Source organism: Rugamonas aquatica, assembly GCF_009380215.1.
Lineage (GTDB): Bacteria > Pseudomonadota > Gammaproteobacteria > Burkholderiales > Burkholderiaceae_D > Rugamonas > Rugamonas aquatica_B.
On the sequence record NZ_WHUG01000002.1, the window covers coordinates 241,204 to 265,417 of the forward strand.

The following is a 24,214-nucleotide window of genomic DNA, read 5'->3' on the forward strand; positions in this document are numbered from 1 at the left end:
TCTCCTCAAAAACAGAACGGCGGGCATGCAGGTCCGAGGACTTGGCATGCACCGCCGTTTCCGGTGCCCTCGCGGGCACTGACACTGCGGCGCGAACGCCGCGTGCTGGCCTGCTTACTTCTTCTTGGTCGGGTTGACGGCCGATTTCAGGGTGGCGCCAGCCGAGAATTTAGGAGTTTTCGACGCGGCGATCTTGATCGCTTCGCCGGTTGCAGGATTGCGGCCTTTACGGGCAGCGCGTTTCGCCACGGAGAAGGTGCCGAAGCCGGTGATGCCTACCGTGTCGCCTTTTTTCAGACGCTCGGTGATGATGGCGATCAGAGTATTCACTGCACCGTTGGCGGCAGCAGCGGACACTTCAGTGCGTTTCGCAAATTCTGCAATCAATTCGCCTTTTTTCATTACTACCTCCTTGGTTATTAGAGCGCGCAGATTAGCATAAATATTGTCAAATGTAATGGTTTCTGTACGAAGTAGCCCTTACAGTAGCTGCCGCGCCACGCTGCACTGCAATAAAACCCCCGTGTTTACTGGTGCTATGCGGTGCGCGCCATGCCGCCACGCGCCGTAAAAAGGTTTATGATGGAACGACCACGGACGGGAATTATGACCTTTTCAGACGAGACACTGATTGCATACGCCGACGGCGATCTGGACGACGCCACCCGTCGCTCCGTCGAGTCCGCCATGCGCCGCGACAGCAGCATCGGCCGCCGCGTCGAGCGGCTGCGCGCCGCGCGCGACGAGCGCTATGCCGGGCACGCGCAGCCCGGCCTGGGCGGCCATCCGCGCCAGGGCGCCAACGTGGTGCAGCTGGCCACCGTGCGGGCGCAGCGCGCCGCGCAGCAGCAGGCCGCGCGCAAGGCCGCCAAGCGCCAGTGGGGCTGGCTGGAATGGAGCGCGCTGATGCTGGTGATGGTGCTGGGTCTGGCGGCCGGCAAATTCGGTCTGGGGCGCTGGCAGCCGGGCTGGTTCGGCGACGCGCCTGTCGCGCCGACCACGGTGGCCAGCCGCAACGGCATGCTGATCGCGCAGGGCCGGCTGGATGGCGCGCTGAGCCAGCAGATGGGCGGCGCCGCGCCGTCGGAGGGCGAGGTGCGGGTGGGCTTGAGTTTTCTGTCGAACGAGGGCGGTTATTGCCGCAGCTTTACGCTGGTCGGCCTGAGCCAGGATCTGGTGGGGATAGCTTGCCGCGTCGGCGATGAATGGCGGATACCGGTGCTGGTGCAGAACGCGCGGCCTGTGCCGGCGATGGGCGCCTACCGGATGGCCGGCACCGAAATGCCGACGGCGCTGCTGGAAGCGATAGACCAGCGCATCGTCGGCGGCATGCTCGACACGCGAGCGGAGTTGGAAGCGCTGCGCCGCAACTGGCAGCGCTAGCGAACGTAATTAAACGCCCAGCAGTTCGACGTCAAAGATCAGCGTGGCGTTCGGCGGAATCACGCCGCCGGCGCCGCGCGAGCCGTAGCCCAGATCGGCAGGGATGATCAGCTGGCGCGCGCCGCCGATCTTCATGCCTTGTACGCCTTCATCCCAGCCGCGGATCACCATGCCGGCGCCCAGGGCGAATTCGAAAGGATCGTTGCGGTCTTTGCTGGAGTCGAACTTCGGACCCTTGGTGCCGTCGTCGTTGCGCAGCCAGCCGGTGTAGTGCACGGTGACGTTCTGGCCGGCTTTGGCTTCGGCGCCTTCGCCCACGGTCAGTTCGATGTATTGCAGACCGGATTCGGTGGTGATGGTGGACATGATTTTCCTTCTATGGATACGTTAAAGACAGCCTCGAATTGTAGCAGGGCGCCCGGGCGAAGGAATAATTACGGCATTTGTCTCGTCCCGGCGTAGTTTGCACGTAAAATAAACGTTTTGCTCTTTCAAGCGATTTTTTCATGCTCCGTAGTTTCCGCCGTATCGTGCTTTCCTGTGTCTGCGCCGTCACTGCCATCGGCAGCGCGCAGGCGAACGTAGTGGTTGTGCTCAACTCGCGCGACGCCACCATACAGCTGCTGGACCAGGATACTTACAAAGACCTGTCCACCATTCCGGTTGGCAAAGAGCCGCACCACCTGATGTCGACCCCGGATAACAAATCCCTGATCGTTGCCAGCTCGGTGGGCAACGAGCTGATCTTCCTGGACCCGAAGACCGGCCAGGTCCAGCGCACCATCAAGGACATCCTCGATCCGTACCAGATCGGCTTCTCGCCGGACCAGAAGTGGTTCGTGTCGAACTCGCTGCGCCTGGACCGCGTCGACCTGTACAAATACGATGGCGCCAGCCTGACGCTGGCCAAGCGCATTCCGCTGGCCAAGCTGCCCAGCCACATGGCCTTCAACGCCGCCAGCAATATGGTGTTCATCACCCAGCAGGGCAGCGACCAGGTCAGCGCCATCGACCTGAGCACCCAGACGCTGAAGTGGACCATGTCGGTCGGCAAACTGCCGGCAGGTATCGCCATGACGCCGGACGACAAGTATCTGCTGGTCGGCATCATGGGCAGCGATTACGTCGAAGTGATCGACTGGAAAACCCAGAAGACCGTCAAGCGCATCAAGACCGGCCAGGGCGCGCACAACTTCCGCGCCGCCGGCGACGGCCGCTACACCTATGTGTCGAACCGGGTGTCGAACTCGATTAACATCATCGACCAGAAGACGCTGGAAAACGTCGGCCAGATCAATGTTCCGGGCGGCCCGGATTGCATGGAAGTGACCGCCGACGGCAAAACCATGTGGGTAACGCTGCGCTGGATCAAGAAGGTGGCCGTGATCGATCTGGCCACCCGCAAAGTGACCAAGCTGATACCGGTGGGACGCTCGCCGCACGGAGTGTTCTTCTTCAACTCCGCCCAGCGCATGTAATGAAGGCCGCCGCCGCCCTGACCGTGCTGGCGCTGGCGGCCCCGCCGGCGATGTCGGCTGCCGGCCAGGCCGGCGAAGCCAACAACGGCGCGCGTGAACTCAACGACGCCGCCCGCGCCGCCAACGCCCACGCCCGCAGCCTGAACGGCCCGGCGCGACGCGCGGCCGAAGCCAAGGCCGCCGGCATCGCCGCAGCGGCGGCAGCCGCAGCACCTGCGGCAGCATCCGCAACGGCAGCAGTTGCAGCGCCGCCAGCTTCTGCTGCGGCGGTCGCCGCATCGGCAAGCGCCGCCACGACGGCCGCCGCCAAGCCGCAGCCGGCCGTGCTGCACCACAGCGCCTGCAAGGGCACCATCTACCTGACCTTTGACACCGGCAGCCAATCCCAGGCCGGCCTGATCGCCGATACGCTGAACCGCCACAAGATCAAGGCCACCTTCTTCCTGGCCAACGAGAAAACCGTCAACGGCGACTATTCGCTGGATCCGTCGTGGTCGGCCTACTGGAAAGCCCGCGTGGCCGAAGGGCATGCGATCGGCTCCCACACCTTCGACCATGACGTGCTGGCCAAGGACGGCGCCAATGGCGAGATCCTGGTCAAGCCCGGCTTCGGCGCGCACGCCGGCAAAACCATTGCCTTGACGCCGGCGCAGTATTGCGAAGAGATCAAGCGGGTCGACCAGCGCTTCGTCGAACTGACCGGCAAGCACCTGGACCCGATCTGGCGCGCGCCGGCCGGCCGCACCACGCCGCGCTCGCTGGCGGCGGCGCAGTCCTGCGGCTACGCCCACGTGGGCTGGGCGCCGGCCGGCTTCTCTGGCGACGAGCTCTCCAGCGCGGCCTACCCGAATGCGGTATTGTTACAGAAGTCGCTGCGTGACCTGCGCGATGGCGACATCTTCGTCGCCCACATGGGCATCTGGTCGCGCAAGGAGGCGTGGGCGCCGGCCAATCTGGAGCCGCTGATCAGCGGCCTGGAACAAAAGGGCTATTGCTTCGCCACGCTGCGCGAGCACCCCGACTATCTTTCACAGTTCAAGCCGAGTTCGAAACACCCATGATGCAATTAATTTCCGACTGGCTGGGCGCCGCCCAAGGCTGGTTGTTCGAGACAGTGATACAGCCGCTGGTGTTCCAGCTCGGCTGCGGCGAGTTCGTCGAGGAAGCCTTCGAAGGCACCGAATGGCTGCTGATCGGCATGCTGGAGCTGACGCTGCTGTTCCTGGTGCTGCGCCCGCTGGAGGCGATGATCCCGGTGCACAAGATCACCGACCCGCGCGCCCGCTGGAACGACTTCATCTACACCGTGCTGCACCGCATCGGCCTGTTCCCGGTGCTGATCTTCTTCACGCTCGATCCGCTGATGGACAGCGTGGCCGCCATGCTGCGCTTTGAAAGCTTCCACCCGCTCAACCTCGAAACCCTGATGCCTGGCATTAGCCCGCTGGGCAGCTTCATGGTCTACTTCGTGGTGCTGGACTTCTTCGATTACTGGTACCACCGCGCCTCGCACCAGTTCAACTGGTGGTGGGGGCTGCACGGCCTGCACCACAGCCAGCAGAATATGAACCTGTGGAGCGACAACCGCAACCACCTGCTCGACGACCTGCTGCGCGACGTCTACATGGGCGTGATCGCGCTGTGCATCGGCGTCGAGCCGGCGCAGTACGTGATGCTGGTGTCGGTCTCGCGCATCCTGCAAAGCCTGCAGCACGCCAATGTGCGCATCCACTTCGGCCGCGTCGGCGAATGGCTGCTGGTGTCGCCGCGCTACCACCGCATGCACCACGCGATCGGCGTCGGCCACGAGTCGCACGGCAAGGGCACGCTGGGCGGCTGCAATTTCGCCGTGCTGCTGCCGGTCTGGGACATCATTTTCCGCACCGCCAATTTCACGCCGCAGTTCGTCGCCACCGGCATCCGCGACCAGCTGCCGCAGACCGATGAGCGCGGCGTGGTCACGCCGGGCCGCGAGTACGGCAGGGGCTTCTGGGCGCAGCAATGGCTGGGCCTGAAGCGCATGGTGGAATACGCACGCAAGGATGTGGTCTGATGAATCAGGTGATACGTTCGTGGGGCCGGGCTTTCCTGTCCCAATGGCATGGCAAGATGCTGGCGATGAGCCTGGCACCCTTTCTGCTGGCGGTCGGCGTCTGGGCCGTCGCGCTGTACTTCTGGCTGCAACCGCTGATCGACTACGTGCACGCGCAGTTCGCCGAGCACAATCTGTTCACGCCGGCCGGCAATCTGCTGGCGTCGCTGGGGCTGGCCTTCCTGAAGACCGTGATGCCGCCGCTGATCGCGATGCTGCTATTCCTGCCGCTGATGATACTGACCGCGCTGATCTTCATCGGCGTGATCGCGATGCCGCTGATCGGCCGCCACGTCGGCCTGCGCCACTATCCGCAGCTGGAGCAGCGCAAGGGCGGCAGCCTGCTGGGCAGCGCCGTGACCGCGCTGGGCGGCATGGCGATCTTCATCGGCCTGTGGATCGTGACGCTGCCGCTGTACTTCTTCCCACCGCTGGCGGTGATCGTGCAGGCGCTGCTGTGGGGCTGGCTGACCTGCCGCGTGATGGTGTACGACGCGCTGGCCGATTACGCCAGCGCCGAGGAACGCCGCCAGATCCTGGCCGAACACCGCTGGCGCCTGCTGGCGATCGGCGTGATCTCCGGCGCGGCCGGCGCCGTGCCGGGCGCGATCTGGCTGGGCGGCACCGTGATGGCGGTGGTGCTGTTCCCCTTCCTGGCGGCGGCGTCGATCTGGCTGTACGTGCTGATTTTTATCTTCACCGGCCTGTGGTTTGCGTATTATTGTCTCGATGCGCTGGCGCGCTTGCGGGCCGCGGCCGTTGTTGTCACCACCATTGAAGAAAGCGGGCAATCATGACGATCGGTCTCATCATCATCGGCGACGAAATCCTGTCCGGCAGGCGCGTCGACCAGCACTTTCCCAAAGTCGTGCAGCTGCTGGCGGCGCGTGGGCTGCAACTGAACTGGGCCGAAGTGCTGGCCGACGATCCCGAGCGCATCACCGCCACGCTCAAGCGCACCTTCGCCAGCGACGACATCGTGTTCTGCTGCGGCGGCATCGGCGCCACGCCGGACGACCACACGCGCCTGGCCGCCGCCAACGCGCTGGGCCTGCCGCTGGTGATGCACGAGCAGGGCAAGATCAACATCCAGCAGCGCATCCTGCAAATGGGGCAGGACGCCGGCCAGCAAGTCGACCTGAACTCGGCCGAGAACCTGCACCGCCTGAAGATGGCCGAGTTCGCCCAGGGCGCGGCGCTGATTCCTAACCCGTACAACAACATTGCCGGTTTCTCGCTGCACAAGCATTACTTCGTGCCGGGCTTCCCGGTGATGGCGTGGCCGATGATCGAGTGGGTGCTCGACCACCACTACGCCGACCTGTTCAACCGCGAGCCGCGCCTGGAGCAATCGGTGCTGGTGTACGAGGCGGCCGAATCGGCGCTGACGCCGCTGATGGTGGAGCTGGAAGCGCGCTATCCGCGCGTGAAGGTATTCAGCCTGCCGAGCGTGGGCGATGCGAACACGCGCCGCCACATCGAGCTGGGTGTCAAAGGTGAAGCGGTCCAGACAGCCACTGCGTTTATTCAATTGTGCGCTGAGCTCAAGAAGCTCCGTGTAGAGTTCAGCAACACTTAGTGCCACACTGTTATCAAACGCTGCAAAACGGCGTTCTTCCCTGCGGAAGAGCGCCGTTGTTTTTTTGCGAAAAACAAACGGCGCGGTAAAATTATTCTGCCTCCGCGCCGGTTCGCACCTCTCTGATGTGGTGCAATGGAAGCTAGCAATGTAGTGCATACATTCGAGTAAGTTTTACTGAAACAGCTGACCGGTTTGAATCATATGTTAAGCAATCGTCGTTTCCGCCGGCCCCGTATTGTTGTTCGCGCAGTGCGCAAATTGCGCGCAGGCGCCGCAGCATTTGGCTATCGTCGCACCCGGCACTTGCGTGTCGTGCCGCCGCCCACTCCCGAGCAAACCGAAGCGCATCTGGCCCAGGCCCAGATGGACCCGCCGCCGCCTGAAGTGCCGCCGAAGAGCAAGCGCTCGCGCAATGCCTTCCTGCTGGTGTTGCTGGTCGGCCTGTCGTTCGCGGTCTACTGGGGCGTGCAGGAAACGCGCACCTCCAGCATGCAGGCGCGCATCTTCACCGACCTGGTCGGCAAGATGACGTACAAGATGGAGCCGGGCGCCAGCAAGGCTATCCGCTTCCCGAAAGACAGCCCGTACGACGAACGGCTCGGCTACGCCGGCCTGCCGGATTATCTGGGCAAGCTGAGCGCGCGCGACTACCAGGTCAGCGCCCAGGTCCGCATCTCGCCGAAGATGGCCGAGCTGGCCGACATGGGCGTGTTCGCCACCTACCGCGAGAAGACCAAGACCGGCCTGACGATCTACGATTGCCGCGCGCAGGAATTGTTCGCCGCCAGCTATCCCGAGCGCATCTACAACAAGTTCGAGCAGGCGCCGATGGCCTTGATTAACAGCCTGCTGTTCATCGAAAACCGCGAGCTGCTCGACACCAAGTACCCGACCCGCAATCCCGCCGTCGAATGGGATCGTCTGGGCAAGGCCGTGATTGAAAAGAGCGTCAGCTCGGTCGCCGGCGGCCATCGCGCGGCGGGCGGCAGCACGCTGGCCACGCAGATCGAGAAATACCGCCATTCGCCGGAAGGCCGCACCGGTTCGATGAAGGACAAGCTGCAGCAGATGGTGTCGGCCAGCCTGCGTTCCTACCAGGACGGCCCGGACACCACCAAGGCGCGCCGCCGCATCGTCATCGATTACCTGAACACGGTGCCGCTGTCGGCCAAGCCCGGCTACGGCGAGGTGAACGGCATCGGCGACGGCATGTGGGTGTGGTACGGCCGCAGCTTCCCGGACTTCAACCGCCTGCTGGGCGGCAATCTCGACAACCCGGATGCGGAAACCGCGCTGACCTACAAGGAAGCGCTGAGCCTGATGATCGCGCAGCGCCGCCCCAGCCATTATCTGGGCAATGGCGCGGCCGACCTGGAAGTGCTGGCCAACAGCCACCTGCGCATCCTGGCGCAGGACGGCGTCATCACGCCGGCCATGCGCGATATGGCCTTGCAGCAGAAACTGCATCCGGCCACCGGCAATGGCCTGGAGTCGGCGCCGGCGATGACCTTCGTCTCGCGCAAGGCATCGAACGCGATCCGCAATCATCTGGCCAACCTGCTGGGCGACAACCGCATGTACAACCTGGACCGGCTCGACCTGAGCGTGGTCAGCACGCTGGACGCGCAAGCCCAGACCGCCGTCACGCAAGTGCTGCGCGACCTGCGCGATCCCGAGAAGGCCAAGGCCGCCGGCCTGACCGGCAAGGGCATGCTGGGCAACGGCGATCCGGCCAATGTGGTGTACAGCTTCACCTTGCTGGAGAAGGGCGAGCAGAACAATCTGCTGCGCCTGCAGACCGATAACTTCGACCAGCCGCTGGACATCAACGAAGGCGCCAAGCTGGACCTGGGCTCGACCGCCAAGCTGCGCACGCTGGTGACTTACCTGGACATCGTCGACCAGCTGCACCGCAAGTATGGCGGCATGGATACGGCGGCGCTGGGCAATGTGCGCGTCGATCCGCAGGACAAGCTGTCGCAGTGGGCGCTGGACTACTTCAAGGCGCTGCCGCTGGATAAGGGCGGACGCGAGCTGACGCCGATGCTGAACGCGGCCATGGAGCGCAAGTATTCGGGCAATCCGGGCGAGGGCTTCTTCACCGGCGGCGGGCTTCACCACTTCGGCAACTTCTCGAAGGAAGACAACGGCAAGATCCTGACCGTGACCGAGGCGCTGCGCCACTCGACCAACCTGGTGTTCGTGCGCCTGATGCGCGACGTGGCCAAGTACTACATGTTCCAGTCGCCGGGCTCGTCGGCGTCGCTGCTGGCCGATGCGGACGACCCGCGCCGCGCGCAATACCTGGCGCGCTTCGCCGACAAGGAAGGCAAGGAATTCCTGGCGCGCTTCTACGTCAAGTACAAGGGCAAGCAGGCGTCCGAGCTGGACAAGGTGCTGCTGGCGAACATCCGCAGCACGCCGGTGCGGCTGGCGGTGATCCATCGCACCGTCTACCCGGCGGCCAGCCAGCAGCAGTTCGCGGCCTTCCTGAAGGACAACCTGCCGTCGCAGAACGAGGTGCCGGAAGAGCGCGTGGCCAAGCTGTACGACCAGTACGCGATCGACAAATGGTCGCTGGCGGATCGCGGCTACCTGGCCAGCGTGCACCCGCTGGAGCTGTGGATGGCGGCCTATATGCGGCTGCATCCGGGCGCCACGCTGTCGCAGATGACGGCGGCCAGCGAGCAGGAGCGGCAGGAGGTCTACCAGTGGCTGTTCAAGACTCACCACAAGCACGCGCAGGACAAGCGCATCGCCGGCCTGATCGAGGTGGAAGGCTTCATGGAAATCCACAAGCAGTGGAAGAAGATGGGTTATCCGTTCGATTCGCTGGTGCCGTCGTATGCGACCACGCTGGGCGCGTCGGCCGATCGTCCGGCGGCGCTGGCGGAGATGATGGGGATTATCGTCAATGGCGGCGTGCGCAAGAGCAGTCAGCGCATCAGCTCGCTGCACTTCGCCGAGGGGACGCCGTATGAGACGGTGGTCACCAAGGGCAAGCCGACCGCCAACGAGCAGGTACTGTCGCCGGAGGTGGCGCGGGTGGTGGCGGATGCGATACGCGGCGTGGTGTCGGACGGTACGGCCAAGCGGGCGCGCATGGCTTTCGTGGGATCGGATGGCAAGGTGATCCCGGTGGGCGGCAAGACCGGTACCGGCGACCAGCGTTTCGACGTCTACGGTGGCGGCGGACGTTTGATCGAGTCGCGTTATGTGAACCGCTCGGCGACGTTTGTGTTCAATATCGGCGAGCGCTTCTTCGGTTCGATGACGGCTTATGTGCATGGCCCGGAATCGAAGAACTACGACTTCACCAGCGCGCTGCCGGTGCAGCTGCTGGTGGTGCTGGCGCCCAACCTGATGCCGCTGATCGAGCCGCATCCGGTGGCCAAGCCGGGGGCGACGCCGCCGGTGATCGTCAAGACCGGCGGCAACACCACGGCGGCGGTGACGCCGCCGCTGCAGACCTGCGGCGGCTGAATGTCGTCCCCGCGAAAGCGGGGATCCATGCTGAGGCAGCGTTCTATGGACTCCCGCCTGCGCGGGAGCGACGCGCTCGTGTTTCCCTTGCATAGTTGCTCATTTGTTGGCAATGTATCAGCCCATGAAACCGATACGCCATCACATGTCCAAAATCCTCAAGTTCACGCAGTTCTCAGTGCGGGACTTGTTTGTCGCCGCCGCACCCACCATCGCGCTGATTGCCGGCGTCTGCCTGCTGGCCTACTGGCTGGTGGACCCGGCGCCGCCGCGCACGGTGCGCCTGGCCACCGGCCAGGAAAATTCCGCCTACGAGGAATTCGGCAAGAAATACGCGGCCGCGCTGGCCAAGCACGGCGTCAAGGTGACGCTGGTGCCGTCCGCCGGCTCCGGTGAAAACCTCAAGCGCCTGCGCGCCGGCGAAGTCGACATCGCCTTCGTGCAAAGCGGCTCCACCAACGAGGAAGCGGCCGAACGCGAAGGCCTGACCTCGCTGGGCAGCCTGTTTGTCGAGCCGCTGTGGCTGTTCCTGCGCGAGACCAAGGGCAAGCCGCCCATCACCCAGCTGACTCAACTGAAGGGCTTGAAGATCAACTACGGCCCCAAGGGCGCCGGCGCGCCACGCCTGTTCCGCCAGGTGCTGGAGTTGAACGGCGTCGAGAAGGGCGAGGTCGAGCGCTTCTCGCTGGCCAACACGCCGGCTACGGTGGAGCTGCTGGAAGGCCGCATCGACGGCCTGGTGTTCACCTCCGCGCCGGAAGCGCCGCTGATCCAGATGCTGCTGCAAACGCCCGGCATCAAGCTGTTCAACTTTAACCAGGCCGAAGCCTACGCCCGCAAGCTGCCCTTCCTGACGCATGTGGTGCTGCCGCAGGGGATCGTCGACCTGGGCCGCGACATCCCGGCCGAGGACTACAACCTGATCGCCCCCACCGCCACGCTGGTGGCGCGCGACGATCTGCATCCGGCGCTGACCGACCTGTTCGTGCAGGCGGCCAGCAGCATCCATAGCGGCGCGGGCTGGTTCTCGCAGCAGGGCCAGTTCCCGTCGGCCAAGTACACCGAGATTCCGGTCGATGCCGAGGCGGCCAAGTACTACAAGAGCGGGCCGCCGCTGCTGCAGCGCTATATGACGTTCTGGCTGGCGAACTTCTTCGACCGCATGTGGGTCGTGGTGGTGGCGCTGGGCGCGCTGATACTGCCGCTGTCCAAGGTGGTGCCGCCGCTATACGTGTGGCGCATCCGCTCGCGTGTGTACCGCTGGTACGGCCAGCTGCGCGCGGTGGAGCAGGCGGTGGAGGAGGCGCCGGAAGCGTCGCGCATGCAGGTGTACGAGGCGCAGCTGCAGCGCCTGAACGAGATCGAAGACCTGGTCAACCAGGTGTCGATCCCGCTGTCGTTTGCGGATGGCTTGTATGGCTTGCGCAGCCACATACAGTTCGTGCGCAAGCGTATCCAGTTCCTGATGGGCGAGTCGGCGCCCGCTGTGGATGAGGCGGTGGCGGTCTGACGGGCGTCAGGCGCCGGTCCAGGGCAAGTCGGCCTTGCACCAGCCGTTGATGTTCTTGCGGTGGCCGCGCTCGTCCTTGTCGCCTTCGAAGCCTTCCAGGATGTCGTAGCAGTGCAGGTAGCCGTGTTCGGTCGCCAGCTTGGCCGCACCGCGCGAGCGCACGCCCGAGCGGCACAGGAACAAAATCACCTGGTCCTTGCGCACCACCGAATTCAATTCCTCGATGAACTCGTGGTTGGCGATGCCGCCCGGATAGATGGTCCACTGGACCGCACCATGTTGGGCTTCCGGTATCGCCACCCGTCCGACCCAGTCGCGCTCCGCATGGGTACGCACGTCGATCAGCTTGACGGCGTTGTCGGCGGCGATCAGTTCATAGGCTTCCTGGGGCGTGACGGCGCCCGCGTAGGGCCAGTCTTTGCTGCGGCTGCGCGCCAGCGCCAGAATATCGTCTATTTTGCTCATGTCATGTTCCAGAAATAAGTTTGAGTTTATTATAGGCTTCCTGCACGCGCACCACAGGCAGGCGCACCAAAGCCGTGCGTTTTTCGGAAATATTCCAAAAATGCACAAATACGGTGCAATATCTCGAACATGCACTCCCTTGGTGCGGTATTGAGCTGCCTCATATTGTGGCACTTGGGCCGGTCGGCGAATTTTAGATTCATTTGCCTGCAAGTTCAAAGACGCTATCGACATAAGCTGATGAGTTTTATGCTGGCACGAATACTGCTTACCAAGAGCGCACGAGCCCCACATTCCTTTAGGAGATACGCATGGCAATGACAGCCGCAGAAGTTCTGAAAATGGTCCAGGAAAACGAAGTCAAATTCGTTGATTTCCGTTTCGCCGACACCCGTGGTAAAGAACAGCACGTTACCGTGCCTGTGTCGCACTTCGACATCGACAAGTTCGAATCGGGTCACGCCTTCGACGGTTCCTCGATCGCCGGCTGGAAGGGCATCGAAGCATCGGACATGATTTTGCTGCCGGATCCAAACACCGCGAACATCGACCCGTTCATGGAAGAGACCACGCTGTTCATGCAGTGCGACGTCATCGAGCCTGCCGACGGCAAGGGCTACGACCGCGATCCACGCTCCATCGCCAAGCGCGCTGAAGCCTACCTGAAATCGTCCGGCATGGGCGACACCGCCTACTTCGGCCCAGAGCCAGAATTCTTCATCTTCGACAGCGTGCGCTGGAAGATCGACATGTCCGGCTGCTTCGTCAAGATCGATTCCGAAGAAGCATCGTGGACCACCGGCGAGAAGCTGGAAGGCGGCAACACCGGCCACCGTCCAACCGTCAAGGGCGGCTACTTCCCAGTGCCACCAGTGGACAGCTTCCAGGACATGCGTTCGGAAATGTGCCTGATCCTGGAATCGCTGGGTATCCCGGTCGAAGTGCACCACCACGAAGTGGCCGGCGCCGGCCAGAACGAAATCGGCACCAAGTTCTCGACCCTGGTCGAGCGCGCCGACTGGACCCAGAACCTGAAATACGTGGTCTGGAACGTGGCTCACAGCTACGGCAAGACCGCCACCTTCATGCCTAAGCCTATCGTTGGCGACAACGGTTCCGGCATGCACGTGCACCAGTCGATCTGGAAAGACGGCGTCAACCTGTTCGCTGGCGACGGCTATGCCGGCCTGTCCGACACCGCGCTGTACTATATCGGCGGCATCATCAAGCACGCCAAGGCACTGAACGCGATCACCAACCCAGGCACCAACTCGTACAAGCGTCTGGTTCCAGGCTTCGAAGCTCCAGTCAAACTGGCGTACTCGGCTAAAAACCGTTCGGCTTCGATCCGTATTCCACACGTGGCCAATCCTAAGGGCCGCCGTATCGAAACCCGCTTCCCGGATCCACTGGCCAACGTCTACCTGTGCTTCGCAGCGCTGCTGATGGCTGGTCTGGACGGTATCGCCAACAAGATCCACCCGGGCGAAGCAGCATCGAAAGATCTGTACCACCTGCCGCCGGAAGAAGACGCACTGATCCCAACCGTGTGCTCGTCGCTGGAAGAAGCGCTGGACAACCTGAACAAAGACCGCGAGTTCCTGACCCGTGGCGGCGTGTTCAGCGATTCCATGATCGACGCTTACATCGAACTGAAAATGCAGGACGTCCAGCGCATGCGCATGACGACTCACCCTGCCGAGTTCGACATGTACTACTCGCTGTAATGACAACGCACCGGCCATGCCGGTGCCTGGAATGAAGCAAAAAACGCGGGGCGAGCAGAGCTTTCCCCGCGTTTTTCTTTGGATGTTGTATATTCGGGATGGATAGTTCCACCCACGGATTACGAATGACAACTCGTTTCAAACGATGCGCGCTGCCGGTGTTGCTGGCGCTGCTGGTCTGCTCCGCCGCGCAAGCGCAGATCTACAAGTGCACCGCGCCCAACGGCAGCATCGAGTACACCGATATCAACCGCGGCAGCTACTGCAAATCGATGGACTTGCCGGGCACCGTGGTGCCGGCGCCGCCGCGCCGCCAGGGCGCGCCCGCGCGCGTGCCCGGCGTGCCGGCGCCGGTCAGCACGCCGGGGGATTTTCCCCGCGTCGACAACGCCGAGCAGCGGGCCCGCGACGCCGACCGCCGCGGCATTCTGGAGGATGAGCTGAGAACCGAAACGCAGAAGCTGGCCGAGTTGCGCAAGGAGTTCAACAACGGCGAGCCGGAACGGCGCGGCGATGAGCGCAACTACGCCAAGTACCAGGAACGGGTGGCCGGCATGCGCGACAACATCAGCCGCTCGGAAAAAAATGTGGAAGCCTTGAAACGTGAGATCGCGAATATCCGATGACTTTAGTGAGTAAGCAAGCCGGCCGGCACAGCCTGCCTTCACTGGCGGGGCTGGAACTGCTGGCCTCGGCCGTGGTGCTGCTGGACGCCGACGGCCAGATCGTCTACGCCAACGCCGCCGCAGAAAACCTGCTGGAGAGCTCGCTCAAGGCGCTGTCGCGCCAGACGCTGAGCGCGCAATTCCTCAACCCCGGCGAACTCGACAACATCTGCGCCCAGGCGCGCGAGCACAAGTTCTCCGACCTGCGCCAGGACTTGATGCTGGAGCGGGCCGGGCGCGATGCGCTGCACGTGCACAGCATCGTCTCGGTGCTGGATGAGCCGGCAGGCCACATCCTGATCGAGCTGCGCGAGCACTTGCAGCACCTCAAGCTGGACCGCGAGGAGCGCATCCTCGACCAGAGCCAGGTCAACAAGGAGCTGATCCGCAACCTGGCGCACGAAATCAAGAACCCGCTGGGCGGCATACGCGGCGCCGCGCAGCTGCTGGAGATGGAGCTGCCGGCGCTGCACGCCGGCCAGCTGCGCGAGTACACCCAGGTCATCATCAAGGAAGCCGACCGGCTGCAGACGCTGGTCGACCGCCTGCTGGCGCCGCACCGCCGGCCACACATCGTCGGCGACGTCAACATCCACGAAGTGCTGGAGCGCGTGCGCAGCCTGATGCTGGCGGAGTTCCCGTCCGGCCTGACCATCTTGCGCGATTACGACGCCTCGATACCCGAGTTCCGCGGCGACAAGGAACAGCTGATCCAGACCGTGCTCAACATCGCCCACAACGCGGCGCAGGCGCTCGCCAGCCGCATCGATAACGGCGATGCGGAGATCGTTTTCAAGACGCGCGTCGCCCGGCAAGTCACGCTGGCCAAGGTCCGTTACGGGCTGGCATTAGACTTGCATATCATTGACAATGGACCGGGCATCGCGCCCCAGATCCGCGACCGGATTTTCTACCCCTTGGTGTCGGGCAGGGAAGGCGGCAGCGGCCTGGGCTTGACCCTAGCGCAAACCTTCGTGCAACAGCACATGGGCGTGATCGAGTGCGAGAGCCGGCCTGGATATACGGATTTCCGCATCCTGCTGCCGCTGCCATAAGCCCAGGCAGGCAGGGGCGGGCGCCGAGTCCCTTGATTGACGATCCATATTGCGGGATACACACAACACATGAAGCCAATCTGGATAGTAGACGACGACGAATCGATCCGCTGGGTACTGGAAAAAGCGCTGGCCCGGGAAAACCTGGCCACCAAGAGTTTTGCCAACGCGCGCGACGCCATCGCCGCGCTGGAGTTCGAGACGCCGCAAGTGCTGGTGTCCGACATCCGCATGCCGGGCGACTCCGGCCTCGACCTGCTGCAACTGGTGAAGTCGCGCTTCCCCGGCCTGCCGGTCATCATCATCACCGCCTTCTCCGACCTGGATTCCGCCGTCGCGGCCTTCCAGGGCGGCGCCTTCGAATACCTGGCCAAGCCGTTCGACATCGACAAGGCCGTCGAGCTGATCCGCCGCGCGCTGGACGAGAGCCTGCGCGAGACCAGCGTTGAATCGGGTCCGTCGGAAACCCCGGAAATCCTCGGCCAGGCGCCGGCGATGCAGGAAGTGTTCCGCGCCATCGGCCGCCTGTCGCAATCGAATGTGACGGTGCTGATCACCGGCGAATCGGGCTCGGGCAAGGAGCTGGTGGCACGCGCGCTGCACAAGCACAGCCCGCGCGCATCGCAGCCCTTCATCGCGCTCAACACGGCGGCGATTCCGAAGGACTTGCTGGAATCCGAATTGTTCGGCCATGAACGCGGCGCCTTCACCGGCGCGCAGACCACGCGCCGCGGCCGCTTCGAGCAGGCCGAGAACGGCACGCTGTTCCTCGACGAGATCGGCGACATGCCCTTCGATTTGCAGACGCGTCTGCTGCGCGTGCTGTCGGACGGCCACTTCTACCGCGTCGGCGGCCACCAGCCGCTCAAGGCCAATGTGCGCGTGATTACCGCCACCCACCAGAACCTCGAACAGCGCGTGCGCGAAGGCTTGTTCCGCGAGGACTTGTATCACCGCCTCAACGTGATCCGGCTGCGCCTGCCCAGTTTGAGGGAGCGGCGCGAGGACATCCCTATTTTGGTGCGCCACTTCCTGGTGCAGAGTGCCAAGCAGCTGGGCGTGGAAGCCAAGCGCATGAGCGACGCCACCTTGCAGTTCCTCAGCGGCCTGGATTTGCCGGGCAATGTGCGCCAGCTGGAAAACCTGTGCAACTGGATCACGGTGATGGCGCCGGGGCAGACGGTGGAGGTCAAGGACTTGCCGCTGGAGCTGACGCAGGAGCAGGGCAGCGCTACCAACGCGCCGGCGCCGGCCGAGCATTACGCGCCGGTGCAGCACCACGGCACGGTGATGGCGATACCGGTGCCGGAAGCGGGTCATCATGCGACGGCCGGTTCGCCGGATGCGTGGTTGGGATTGCTGGAGGCGCAGGCCGCCACCATGCTCAGCGGCGGCCAGCAGGAAGTGATGGCGGTGCTGGGCCGCCAGTTCGAATCGGCGCTGATACGCACGGCGCTCAAGCACACGCACGGCCGCAAGAACGACGCGGCGGTGCGCCTGGGCATAGGCCGCAACACCATCACCCGCAAGATCGCCGAACTCGGTATCGACGGCGCCAAGGACGATTGATCCCGGCGCCGGCGCCGGTTTGAGGTAAGCTCTTGGCTGATGAGGCCAAGGGCTTTTTTTTTATGGAAACAGTATGTTGATTAATTGTGTGGCCTATCAGGACGGCCAGAAGCTGGCGGACATTCCGGTCGAGGAGATCAGCGACTACATCGAGAAGCCGGAAACCTTTGTCTGGGTCGCGCTGCGCGACGCCCAGCCGGACGAGCTGTCCATCATGCAGCAGGAATTCGGCCTGCACGAGCTGGCGGTGGAGGATGCGCGGCGCGGCCACCAGCGGCCCAAGATCGAGGAGTATGGCGATTCGCTGTTCGTGGTGGTCAAGACCATCGAATGCCGCGACAACGATATCGCCATCGGCGAGGTCGACATCTTCGTCGGCGACAGCTACGTGCTGTCGGCGCGCGACGGCGGCAGCCAGCAGGGTTTCCTCGGCGTGCGCGCGCGCGCCGAGAAGGAGCCGCACATGCTGCGCCTGGGCCCGGCCTTCGTGCTGTATGCGCTGATGGACGCGGTGGTGGACCGCTACTTCCCGGTGCTGGACATGCTGGAAACCGAGCTGGAAAAAATCGAAGAGCTGATCTTCAGCCAGGGCCGGCAGCGCGACAACATCCAGCGTCTGTATGAGCTCAAGCGCAAGGTGACGATCGTGCGCCACGTGGTGTCGCCGCTGATGGAAGCGGTGGGGCGCTTGCACGGCGGCCGCGTGCCGGCCATGTGCCAGGACACGCAGGAATACTTCCGCGACGTGCACGACCATTTGCACCGCATCAGTTCCGCGCTCGACACGATACGCGACACCATCGCGACGGCGATCCAGGTCAACCTGTCGATGGTGGCGATCGAGGAGAGCGAAGTGAACAAGCGGTTGGCGGCATGGGCGGCGATCTTCGCGATCTGCACCGCGTTTGCCGGTGTGTGGGGGATGAACTTCAAGGTCATGCCGGAGCTGGAATGGAAGTACGGCTATCCGTTCGCGCTGTCGGTGATGGTGGGAGTGTGCCTGTACCTGCACCGGCGCTTCAAGAAGGCCGGCTGGCTGTAGCAAAAAAAACGCCCGTGTGGCCATGCGACGATCTTGAGCGTCGCATGCGCACACGGTGCGTCTTCATTTCAAAGCAAAGGCTTACTTGAACTTGTAGCCAGCGGTCACGTAGACGAAGCGGCCACGTGGATCGTACTGGTTGATGTCGTAGCCGGACTGGAACTGATTGGTGACTGCGGTGCCAATCGTGCCAGGCTGCTTGTCGAACAGGTTCTTCACGCCCAGCGCCAGCGTCAGGTTCTTGATGCCGCGGAAGGTGACGTTGGCATCGTAGGTGGCTTCCGACGCGATGAACACTTTGTTGTCGTTCAAGTCGTGGCCAACCTGGTAGCCGGTGCGATAGTTCTGCACCAGGGTGGTCGACCATGGACCTTTGCTCCAGGTGCCGGCCAGCTGGTGTTTCCAGCGCAGGATGACGCCGCCGTTTTGCGCGCCGATCACCGGGTTGCCGGAACCGTCAACGATGGTGCCGACCTTGTGCGAGATGTCGCCGCCAGGGCTGGTCTGGTCGAAGGTATCCATGTAGGTGCCGTTCAGGTTGGCTTCCAGCTTACCGAAGCTGAAGTTGTCCTTCCAGTTGGCGAACAGGTCCAGGCCCTGCACGTTGGCGTTGCCGGTGTTGGCCAGCGTCGACGTGATGCTGACGATGTCGTTGCCGTTCAGCTTGACCAGGCCGGCGTAGGCCGGGTCGCCGGCGCGGAAGCGCGATACCACTTCCTGTGCCGACGGCGTCGCCAGGATGTCGCGGATGTTGATGTTGAAGAAGTCCACGCCGATGCTGGTGGTCGATGCCGGCTGCCAGACCACGCCGAACGAGTACTGCTTCGACTTCTCAGGCTTCAGGTTGGGATTGCCGCCCGACAGCGCATTGACTTGCAGGCCGGTTTGCTTGGTCGCCGGGTCGTTGAACTGCTCGGAGGTAGCCAGGGTCTGTGGCTGCCACAGGTCGATCAGCGACGGTGCGCGGAAGCCGGTGCCGTAGGAGCCGCGCAGCACCACGGTCTTGATCGGCTGCCAGCGGACACTGCCTTTCCAGTTGGCGGCGTTGCCGACGTCGTCGTAGTGGTCGTCGCGCGCGCCCAGCGTCAGTTCCAGCGCCTTCGTGACAGGAACGACCAGTTCGCCGAAGGCCGAGTTCACGGTACGGTCGCGGTCGACAGGCTTGATGGCGCCGCCCAGGCCGGAGATGTCGCCCGACTGGTAGGCAAGGCTAGGGCTGGTGGTGTAGTTTTCCTTGCGCGACTGGACGCCAGTCGCGTATTGCGGGGTGATGCCGGCGATGGTCCAGAGTTCGCCCATGATCTTGGCGTCGAACGAGTCGCTGGTCGATTTGGCCGACAGGAAGTCGCCGGTGAAGGCCGTGCCTTTCAGCTGGTCGGCCAGGGCGCCGGTTTGCACGCCGCCAGCCGCCCACGGGTTCCAGTTGCTGTTGTTGATGACTTTGGCGTAGGCCACTTGCGAGAAGTAGCCGGTGGTCACGGCGCTGTTCAGCTTGGACTCGTTGTGGGTCAGCGCCACTTCGTAGTCGACCGCGCCGACGGTGCCCTTGGCGCCAACGACCACGCGCGCCTGCTTGGCGGTGTCGACGTTCTGGCGTGGACCGAAGTCGAACACGCGCGAGGTGATCGACAGCGGCTTGCCGATCAGCGAGGTGTAACCCTGGCTTTGCAGGTAAGGCACGGCGATCGACTGGTACACCGGGTTGTTCGGGAACAGCAGCAGGGCCGCGTCCACGCCTTGCTTGGCGAACTCGCCGTCGGTCTCGAAGAAGCTGGCGCGCGCTGGCGACGCCTGGTAGGTCTGCGTGACCTTGCTCTGCGAGTACAGCATGTCGGCGAACAGCTGGTGCTTGTCGTTGATCTGGTAGGTCAGGTTGCCGGTCAGGTTGAACAGCTCGCGATCAGGCGTCAGGCCGACGTCCGGGCCGCTGTCGTAGTAGCAGTAAGGCGAACCCATGGCGCCGCCTTGCAGCGTGCCCATCTTGATGGTGCCGCACTTGTCGCCGATGGCCAGCGGGTTGCCGTAGCCGGAACCGCCCGAGCTGAAGTCGGCGTCGGGGCCTTTGCCCGGCGTGAACGAACCCTGGATGTTGCCCAGGCCGGTCGCGGTGCCGTTGTAGTAAGGCAGCTTGGTCGAGGTGGCCGCGTAGTCGCGGTCACGGCCGAACAGGGCTTTTTCTTTTTCGTAGGAACCGGAAACAACCACGTTCAGCTTGTCGGTGTTGTAGCCGCCGGTGATCGAGGCCTTGCTGTTCTGGCCGCCACCGCTTTGCGCAGGCGAGCCGTAGCCGCCGGTGATTTCCACGCCGTCGGTCTGCTTGGACAGGATGAAGTTGACCACGCCGGCCACCGCGTCGCTGCCGTAGAGGCCCGAAGCGCCGTCTTTCAGCACTTCGACGCGCTCGATGGCGGCCAGCGGGATGACGTTGACGTTGACCGATGCGCCGTCGCTGCCGGCGAACGCCGCCAGGCGGCGGCCGTTGACCAGCACCAGGGTGCGGGCCGAGCCCAGGCCGCGCAGCGAGATCGACGACAGGCCGCCGGTCGAGGTGCCGGCGCCGGTGGCGTTGCTGGTGCCGCCCGCCGAGGAGAAGGCCGAGATCGATTGCAACAGTTCTTCGGTGCTGGTGGCGCCGGTGCGGGCGATGTCAGCCTTGGTGACAACTTGTACCGGCAGCGACGTTTCAGCGTCTACACGCTTAATCGACGAGCCGGTGATTTCCACGCGCTGTATAACAGGGGTATCCTGTGCAAATACTGGCTGAGTCAGCAGGCCTGCACCGATCAGTGCGGCGCCGCCCGAAAACATCAGGCGCAGTGAACGCGAAATTACAGTTTCCATCATCATGCTTTGAACTCCTGGCGAGATATGACTTAATGCTTTGTCATTGAAAATTTCACAATGAATAATCTATCTATAAAATTATTCAGGCGGTCATCAGACCACTTGGGCTGAGCATGGTCAATTAGCGCTCTGTAACAACAATGAAATAAACAACACTTTTGGTGGTTATTTCAAAAAAAGACGACTTATTTACACAAAAATACAAAGTTTTTGGTTGTTTATAGCTGGATCGTGCTAATGGCACGGCAAACATTCAACCATGTTCATGTGAGCTGAGGGGTATGATGAGTGATGACAAGTTGTTGACCGAACAAGTGACACCACCCCCGTTGTTTGGCGCCGAGGGCGGCCGGGTGCTGGCCGAAGCGGCGCTGCGTTCGATCACGGCGTCGACCGCGCGGGCGCGCGGCGACGATTTCCTGCGCATCCTGGTGCACGACCTGGCGCTGGCGCTGGACGTGACCTATGTGATCGCCGGCCGGGTGATCGTCATGGCCGATGGGCAGGAAGGCATCCGCACGCTGGCCGTGTGGGGCGGCGCCGACTATCTGCCGAACATGGAGTACAGCCTGCTGCACACGCCCTGCCAGGATGTGACCGACCAGAGCATGTGTTTCCACGCCTGCGGCATCCAGGCCGACTACCCCAAGGACACGCTGCTGGTCGATATGCGGGCGGAAAGCTATATCGGCATGCCGATGATCGATACCGAGGGCCGCACGCTGGGCATCCTGTCGGCCATCGACACCAAGCCGATGTCGGAGGACAAGCGCTTGCTGGCCTTGTCGCTGCTGTCGATCTTTGCCGCGCGCGGCGCCGCCGAACTGCAGCACCAGGAGCGCGAGCAGATGCTGGAGCACAAGGTGCAGCAGCGCACCGAGGCCTTGCGGGCGGCGCAGACCATCCTGATCGAGCAGGAAAAAATGGCGGCGCTGGGGGCGCTGGTGGCCGGCGTGGCGCACGAGGTCAACACGCCGATCGGGGTGGCGGTGACGGCGGCGTCGACCTTGAGCAGTTATGCGGCCGAGCTGGCCAAATGCGTGTCGGGCGAGCGCGTCAGCCGCTCCGAGCTGGTGGCGACGGCCCAGCGCATGCAGGAGGCGGCCTCGCTGGTCGAACGCAACCTGCTGCGCGCCGCCGACTTGATCGGCAACTTCAAGCAGCTGGCGGTGGACCAGGGCAGCCTGCATGTGACCACGCTGGCGCTGCTGGAGCACGCGCAGAGCGTGGTGTCGGCGCATGGCCCGGCCTTGCGCAAGAGCGGCATTTCGGTGGTGCTCGATATCGCGCCGGAGTTGCGGGTCCGGCTGGACCCGGGACGCTGGTCGCAGGTGCTGTCGAACCTGCTGATGAACAGCGCCAAGCACGCGTATCCGAACGGCGGCCCCGGCGTGGTGACGCTGGGGGCGTGCATGGCGGAGGTCGATGGCGTGCGCTGGCTGTTGCTGGAGTTCGCCGACGACGGTGTCGGCATGACGAAGGAAGTGCGGGAGCGCCTGTTCGAACCCTTCTTCACCACCAAGCGCGGGCAGGGCGGATCGGGGCTGGGCATGCACATCGTCTACACGATCATGCAGCAGATGGGCGGGCAGGCGGCGGTCGAGGCTTGCCAGAGCGGCAGCCGCATCAAGCTGCGGCTGCCGGCTCCGGAACAGGCTTAAGGCTTGGGCTGCTGGTCGGCGGCCATCGACAGGGCCACGGCCTCGGCCACCTTGATGCCGTCGACGCCGGCCGACAGGATGCCGCCCGCATAGCCGGCGCCTTCGCCGGCCGGGAACAGGCCGCGCGTGTTCAGACTTTGCAGCGTGTCGTCGCGGCGCTTGATGCGGATCGGCGACGAGGTGCGCGTTTCCAGCCCGGTCAGCACGGCGTCGTGCTTGAAGTAGCCCTTGACCTGCTTGTCGAAGGCCGGGAAGGCTTCGCGCAGCGCGGTCACGGCGAACTCCGGCAGGATGGTCGCCAGGTCGGTCAGGTGCACGCCCGGCTTGTAGGACGGCACCACGCTGCCGAACTCGGTCGAGGCGCGGCCGGCGACGAAGTCGCCCATCAGCTGGCCCGGCGCGTTGTAGGTGCCGCCGCCCAGTTCAAACGCCTTCTCTTCCAGGCGGCGCTGGAATTCGATGCCGGCCAGCGGGTGGCCCGGGTAGTCGACTTCCGGCGAAATATTGACCACGATGGCGCTGTTGGCGTTGCGTTCGTTGCGCGAGTACTGGCTCATGCCGTTGGTGACGACGCGGCCCGGCTCGGACGCGGCCGCCACCACCGTGCCGCCCGGGCACATGCAGAAGCTGTAGACCGCGCGGCCGTTGGAGGCGTGGTGCACCAGCTTGTAGTCGGCCGCGCCGAGGATAGGATGGCCGGCGTTCGGGCCGAAGCGGCAGGTGTCGATCAGCGACTGCGGGTGTTCGACGCGGAAGCCGATCGAGAACGGCTTGGCTTCGATGTAGACGCCGCGCTGGTGCAGCATCTCGAAGGTGTCGCGCGCGCTGTGGCCGACCGCCAGCACCACGTGGTTGGTGACGATTTTCTCGCCGCTCTCCAGCGTCAGGCCGCGCACCTGGCCGCCGTCCGGGCCTTGCTCGATCTCGATGTCGACCACCTTGTTTTCAAAGCGGTATTCGCCGCCCATCTGTTCGATGTTGGCGCGCATCTGCTCGACCATCTTCACCAGGCGGAAGGTGCCGATGTGCGGCTTGCTGACGTAAATGATTTCCTCCGGCGCGCCGGCCTTGACGAACTCGGTCAATACCTTGCGGCCGTAGTGCTTGGGATCCTTGATCTGGCTGTACAGCTTGCCGTCCGAGAAGGTGCCGGCGCCGCCTTCGCCGAACTGCACGTTCGATTCCGGGTTCAGCTCGCGCTTGCGCCAGAAGCCGAAGGTGTCAACGGTGCGCTCGCGCACTTGCTTGCCGCGTTCGAGGATGATGGGACGCAGGCCCATCTGCGCCAGGATCAGCGCCGCGAACAGGCCGCAGGGGCCGGTGCCGATGACCACCGGGCGCGGGTTCTGGTCGTGGCCGGCCAGCTGCTCGCCGTGGGCGACGAATTTGTACGAGGTGTCGGGTGACGGCATCAGGTGGGTGTCGTGGTGCAGGCGTTTGAGCAGCGCTGCTTCGTCCTTGACGTCGACGTCGAGCGAGTAGATCAGCACGATCGCGGTTTTCTTGCGGGCGTCGTAGCTGCGTTTGAATACCGTGTAGCCGAGCAGGGCGTCGGCGGCGATGCCCAGGCGGGCCAGGATGGCGGCCGGCAGTTCGTCCTCGGTATGGTTAAGCGGGAGTTTTACTTCATTCAGTCGCAACATGGTAGATCGATCCGG

Annotated in this window: 19 protein-coding genes; 14 read left to right on the forward strand and 5 right to left on the reverse strand. The window is 63.7% G+C overall.

Annotated features, from left to right (window positions below):
- Positions 1–114 precede the first annotated feature (114 nt).
- Positions 115–420 carry an HU family DNA-binding protein gene (locus GEV02_RS05365; RefSeq protein WP_328595527.1) on the reverse strand — a complete coding sequence of 102 codons (306 nt, stop codon included), beginning with the start codon at positions 418–420 and terminating at the stop codon, positions 115–117.
- A 186-nt stretch (positions 421–606) separates the two neighbouring features.
- On the opposite strand from GEV02_RS05365, the gene GEV02_RS05370 reads away from it, so the two are divergent.
- Positions 607–1,383: an anti-sigma factor gene (locus GEV02_RS05370; protein WP_152836917.1), complete on the forward strand. Its 777-nt coding sequence runs from the start codon at positions 607–609 to the stop codon at positions 1,381–1,383.
- A gap of 9 nt (positions 1,384–1,392) precedes the next feature.
- Here the strand turns inward: GEV02_RS05370 and GEV02_RS05375 are convergent, their stop codons facing one another.
- Positions 1,393–1,749 (reverse strand): FKBP-type peptidyl-prolyl cis-trans isomerase, encoded by a 357-nt coding sequence (locus GEV02_RS05375; RefSeq protein ID WP_152836918.1) that lies wholly within the window; start codon positions 1,747–1,749, stop codon positions 1,393–1,395.
- 140 nt (positions 1,750–1,889) lie between these two features.
- Between GEV02_RS05375 and GEV02_RS05380 the strand changes: the two genes are divergently transcribed.
- From GEV02_RS05380 to GEV02_RS05410, 7 genes are all read left to right on the forward strand, one after another.
- Entirely contained in the window at positions 1,890–2,861 is a 972-nt protein-coding gene (locus GEV02_RS05380; RefSeq protein ID WP_152836919.1) for a YVTN family beta-propeller repeat protein, read from the forward strand.
- 185 nt (positions 2,862–3,046) lie between these two features.
- Positions 3,047–3,922: a polysaccharide deacetylase family protein gene (locus GEV02_RS05385; RefSeq protein ID WP_408014845.1), complete on the forward strand. Its 876-nt coding sequence runs from the start codon at positions 3,047–3,049 to the stop codon at positions 3,920–3,922.
- Positions 3,919–4,914, forward strand: coding sequence for a sterol desaturase family protein (locus GEV02_RS05390; protein ID WP_152836921.1), 996 nt, complete (start codon positions 3,919–3,921; stop codon positions 4,912–4,914). The genes GEV02_RS05385 and GEV02_RS05390 overlap by 4 nt, the downstream gene beginning before the upstream one ends.
- On the forward strand, positions 4,914–5,750 hold the full coding sequence (locus GEV02_RS05395; protein WP_152804839.1) for an EI24 domain-containing protein: 837 nt from the start codon (positions 4,914–4,916) through the stop codon (positions 5,748–5,750). The genes GEV02_RS05390 and GEV02_RS05395 overlap by 1 nt, the downstream gene beginning before the upstream one ends.
- Positions 5,747–6,532 carry a competence/damage-inducible protein A gene (locus GEV02_RS05400; protein ID WP_152836922.1) on the forward strand — a complete coding sequence of 262 codons (786 nt, stop codon included), beginning with the start codon at positions 5,747–5,749 and terminating at the stop codon, positions 6,530–6,532. The genes GEV02_RS05395 and GEV02_RS05400 overlap by 4 nt, the downstream gene beginning before the upstream one ends.
- Positions 6,533–6,898: 366 nt before the next feature.
- Positions 6,899–10,018, forward strand: a complete 3,120-nt coding sequence (locus GEV02_RS05405; protein WP_152837515.1) for a transglycosylase domain-containing protein — start codon at positions 6,899–6,901, stop codon at positions 10,016–10,018.
- Between the two features lie 145 nt (positions 10,019–10,163).
- Positions 10,164–11,528, forward strand: coding sequence for a TAXI family TRAP transporter solute-binding subunit (locus tag GEV02_RS05410; protein ID WP_152836923.1), 1,365 nt, complete (start codon positions 10,164–10,166; stop codon positions 11,526–11,528).
- A 6-nt stretch (positions 11,529–11,534) separates the two neighbouring features.
- Here GEV02_RS05410 and GEV02_RS05415 read toward each other — a convergent pair whose 3' ends face one another.
- Positions 11,535–11,993, reverse strand: a complete 459-nt coding sequence (locus GEV02_RS05415) for a rhodanese-like domain-containing protein (protein ID WP_152836924.1) — start codon at positions 11,991–11,993, stop codon at positions 11,535–11,537.
- 311 nt (positions 11,994–12,304) lie between these two features.
- Here GEV02_RS05415 and glnA point away from each other — a divergent pair, with 311 nt between their 5' ends.
- The 5 genes from glnA to corA all read left to right on the forward strand — a co-directional run bounded on the left by glnA (position 12,305) and on the right by corA (position 18,051).
- Positions 12,305–13,720, forward strand: coding sequence for a type I glutamate--ammonia ligase (gene glnA / locus GEV02_RS05420; protein ID WP_008445691.1), 1,416 nt, complete (start codon positions 12,305–12,307; stop codon positions 13,718–13,720).
- A 125-nt stretch (positions 13,721–13,845) separates the two neighbouring features.
- Positions 13,846–14,346 carry a DUF4124 domain-containing protein gene (locus GEV02_RS05425; protein ID WP_152836925.1) on the forward strand — a complete coding sequence of 167 codons (501 nt, stop codon included), beginning with the start codon at positions 13,846–13,848 and terminating at the stop codon, positions 14,344–14,346.
- The gene (gene glnL, locus GEV02_RS05430; protein WP_070267359.1) at positions 14,343–15,440 is read left to right on the forward strand and encodes a nitrogen regulation protein NR(II); all 1,098 of its coding nucleotides are present in this window, start codon (positions 14,343–14,345) and stop codon (positions 15,438–15,440) included. Before GEV02_RS05425 ends, glnL begins: the two co-directional genes overlap by 4 nt.
- 69 nt (positions 15,441–15,509) lie before the next feature.
- Positions 15,510–17,009 (forward strand): nitrogen regulation protein NR(I), encoded by a 1,500-nt coding sequence (gene ntrC, locus GEV02_RS05435; protein WP_152836926.1) that lies wholly within the window; start codon positions 15,510–15,512, stop codon positions 17,007–17,009.
- A 73-nt stretch (positions 17,010–17,082) separates the two neighbouring features.
- Entirely contained in the window at positions 17,083–18,051 is a 969-nt protein-coding gene (gene corA, locus GEV02_RS05440) for a magnesium/cobalt transporter CorA (protein ID WP_152804825.1), read from the forward strand.
- An 81-nt stretch (positions 18,052–18,132) separates the two neighbouring features.
- Here corA and GEV02_RS05445 read toward each other — a convergent pair whose 3' ends face one another.
- Entirely contained in the window at positions 18,133–20,898 is a 2,766-nt protein-coding gene (locus tag GEV02_RS05445) for a TonB-dependent receptor (protein ID WP_152836927.1), read from the reverse strand.
- Between the two features lie 278 nt (positions 20,899–21,176).
- Between GEV02_RS05445 and GEV02_RS05450 the strand changes: the two genes are divergently transcribed.
- Positions 21,177–22,556, forward strand: coding sequence for a sensor histidine kinase (locus GEV02_RS05450; RefSeq protein ID WP_235922672.1), 1,380 nt, complete (start codon positions 21,177–21,179; stop codon positions 22,554–22,556).
- Here the strand turns inward: GEV02_RS05450 and GEV02_RS05455 are convergent.
- Positions 22,553–24,199 carry an NAD(P)/FAD-dependent oxidoreductase gene (locus GEV02_RS05455; protein WP_152836928.1) on the reverse strand — a complete coding sequence of 549 codons (1,647 nt, stop codon included), beginning with the start codon at positions 24,197–24,199 and terminating at the stop codon, positions 22,553–22,555. The genes GEV02_RS05450 and GEV02_RS05455 overlap by 4 nt on opposite strands.
- Between the last annotated feature and the right edge of the window lie 15 nt (positions 24,200–24,214).

Excerpts from the sequence above, each read along its gene's own strand:
- GEV02_RS05370 (WP_152836917.1), top strand. The coding sequence starts at position 607 with ATGACCTTTTCAGACGAGACACTGATTGCATACGCCGACGGCGATCTG.
- GEV02_RS05375 (WP_152836918.1), bottom strand. The coding sequence starts at position 1,749 with ATGTCCACCATCACCACCGAATCCGGTCTGCAATACATCGAACTGACC.
- GEV02_RS05380 (WP_152836919.1), top strand. The coding sequence starts at position 1,890 with ATGCTCCGTAGTTTCCGCCGTATCGTGCTTTCCTGTGTCTGCGCCGTC.
- GEV02_RS05390 (WP_152836921.1), top strand. The coding sequence starts at position 3,919 with ATGATGCAATTAATTTCCGACTGGCTGGGCGCCGCCCAAGGCTGGTTG.
- GEV02_RS05395 (WP_152804839.1), top strand. The coding sequence starts at position 4,914 with ATGAATCAGGTGATACGTTCGTGGGGCCGGGCTTTCCTGTCCCAATGG.
- GEV02_RS05400 (WP_152836922.1), top strand. The coding sequence starts at position 5,747 with ATGACGATCGGTCTCATCATCATCGGCGACGAAATCCTGTCCGGCAGG.
- GEV02_RS05405 (WP_152837515.1), top strand. The coding sequence starts at position 6,899 with ATGGACCCGCCGCCGCCTGAAGTGCCGCCGAAGAGCAAGCGCTCGCGC.
- GEV02_RS05410 (WP_152836923.1), top strand. The coding sequence starts at position 10,164 with ATGTCCAAAATCCTCAAGTTCACGCAGTTCTCAGTGCGGGACTTGTTT.
- GEV02_RS05415 (WP_152836924.1), bottom strand. The coding sequence starts at position 11,993 with ATGAGCAAAATAGACGATATTCTGGCGCTGGCGCGCAGCCGCAGCAAA.
- glnA (WP_008445691.1), top strand. The coding sequence starts at position 12,305 with ATGGCAATGACAGCCGCAGAAGTTCTGAAAATGGTCCAGGAAAACGAA.
- GEV02_RS05425 (WP_152836925.1), top strand. The coding sequence starts at position 13,846 with ATGACAACTCGTTTCAAACGATGCGCGCTGCCGGTGTTGCTGGCGCTG.
- glnL (WP_070267359.1), top strand. The coding sequence starts at position 14,343 with ATGACTTTAGTGAGTAAGCAAGCCGGCCGGCACAGCCTGCCTTCACTG.
- ntrC (WP_152836926.1), top strand. The coding sequence starts at position 15,510 with ATGAAGCCAATCTGGATAGTAGACGACGACGAATCGATCCGCTGGGTA.
- corA (WP_152804825.1), top strand. The coding sequence starts at position 17,083 with ATGTTGATTAATTGTGTGGCCTATCAGGACGGCCAGAAGCTGGCGGAC.
- GEV02_RS05445 (WP_152836927.1), bottom strand. The coding sequence starts at position 20,898 with ATGATGATGGAAACTGTAATTTCGCGTTCACTGCGCCTGATGTTTTCG.
- GEV02_RS05450 (WP_235922672.1), top strand. The coding sequence starts at position 21,177 with ATGATGAGTGATGACAAGTTGTTGACCGAACAAGTGACACCACCCCCG.
- GEV02_RS05455 (WP_152836928.1), bottom strand. The coding sequence starts at position 24,199 with ATGTTGCGACTGAATGAAGTAAAACTCCCGCTTAACCATACCGAGGAC.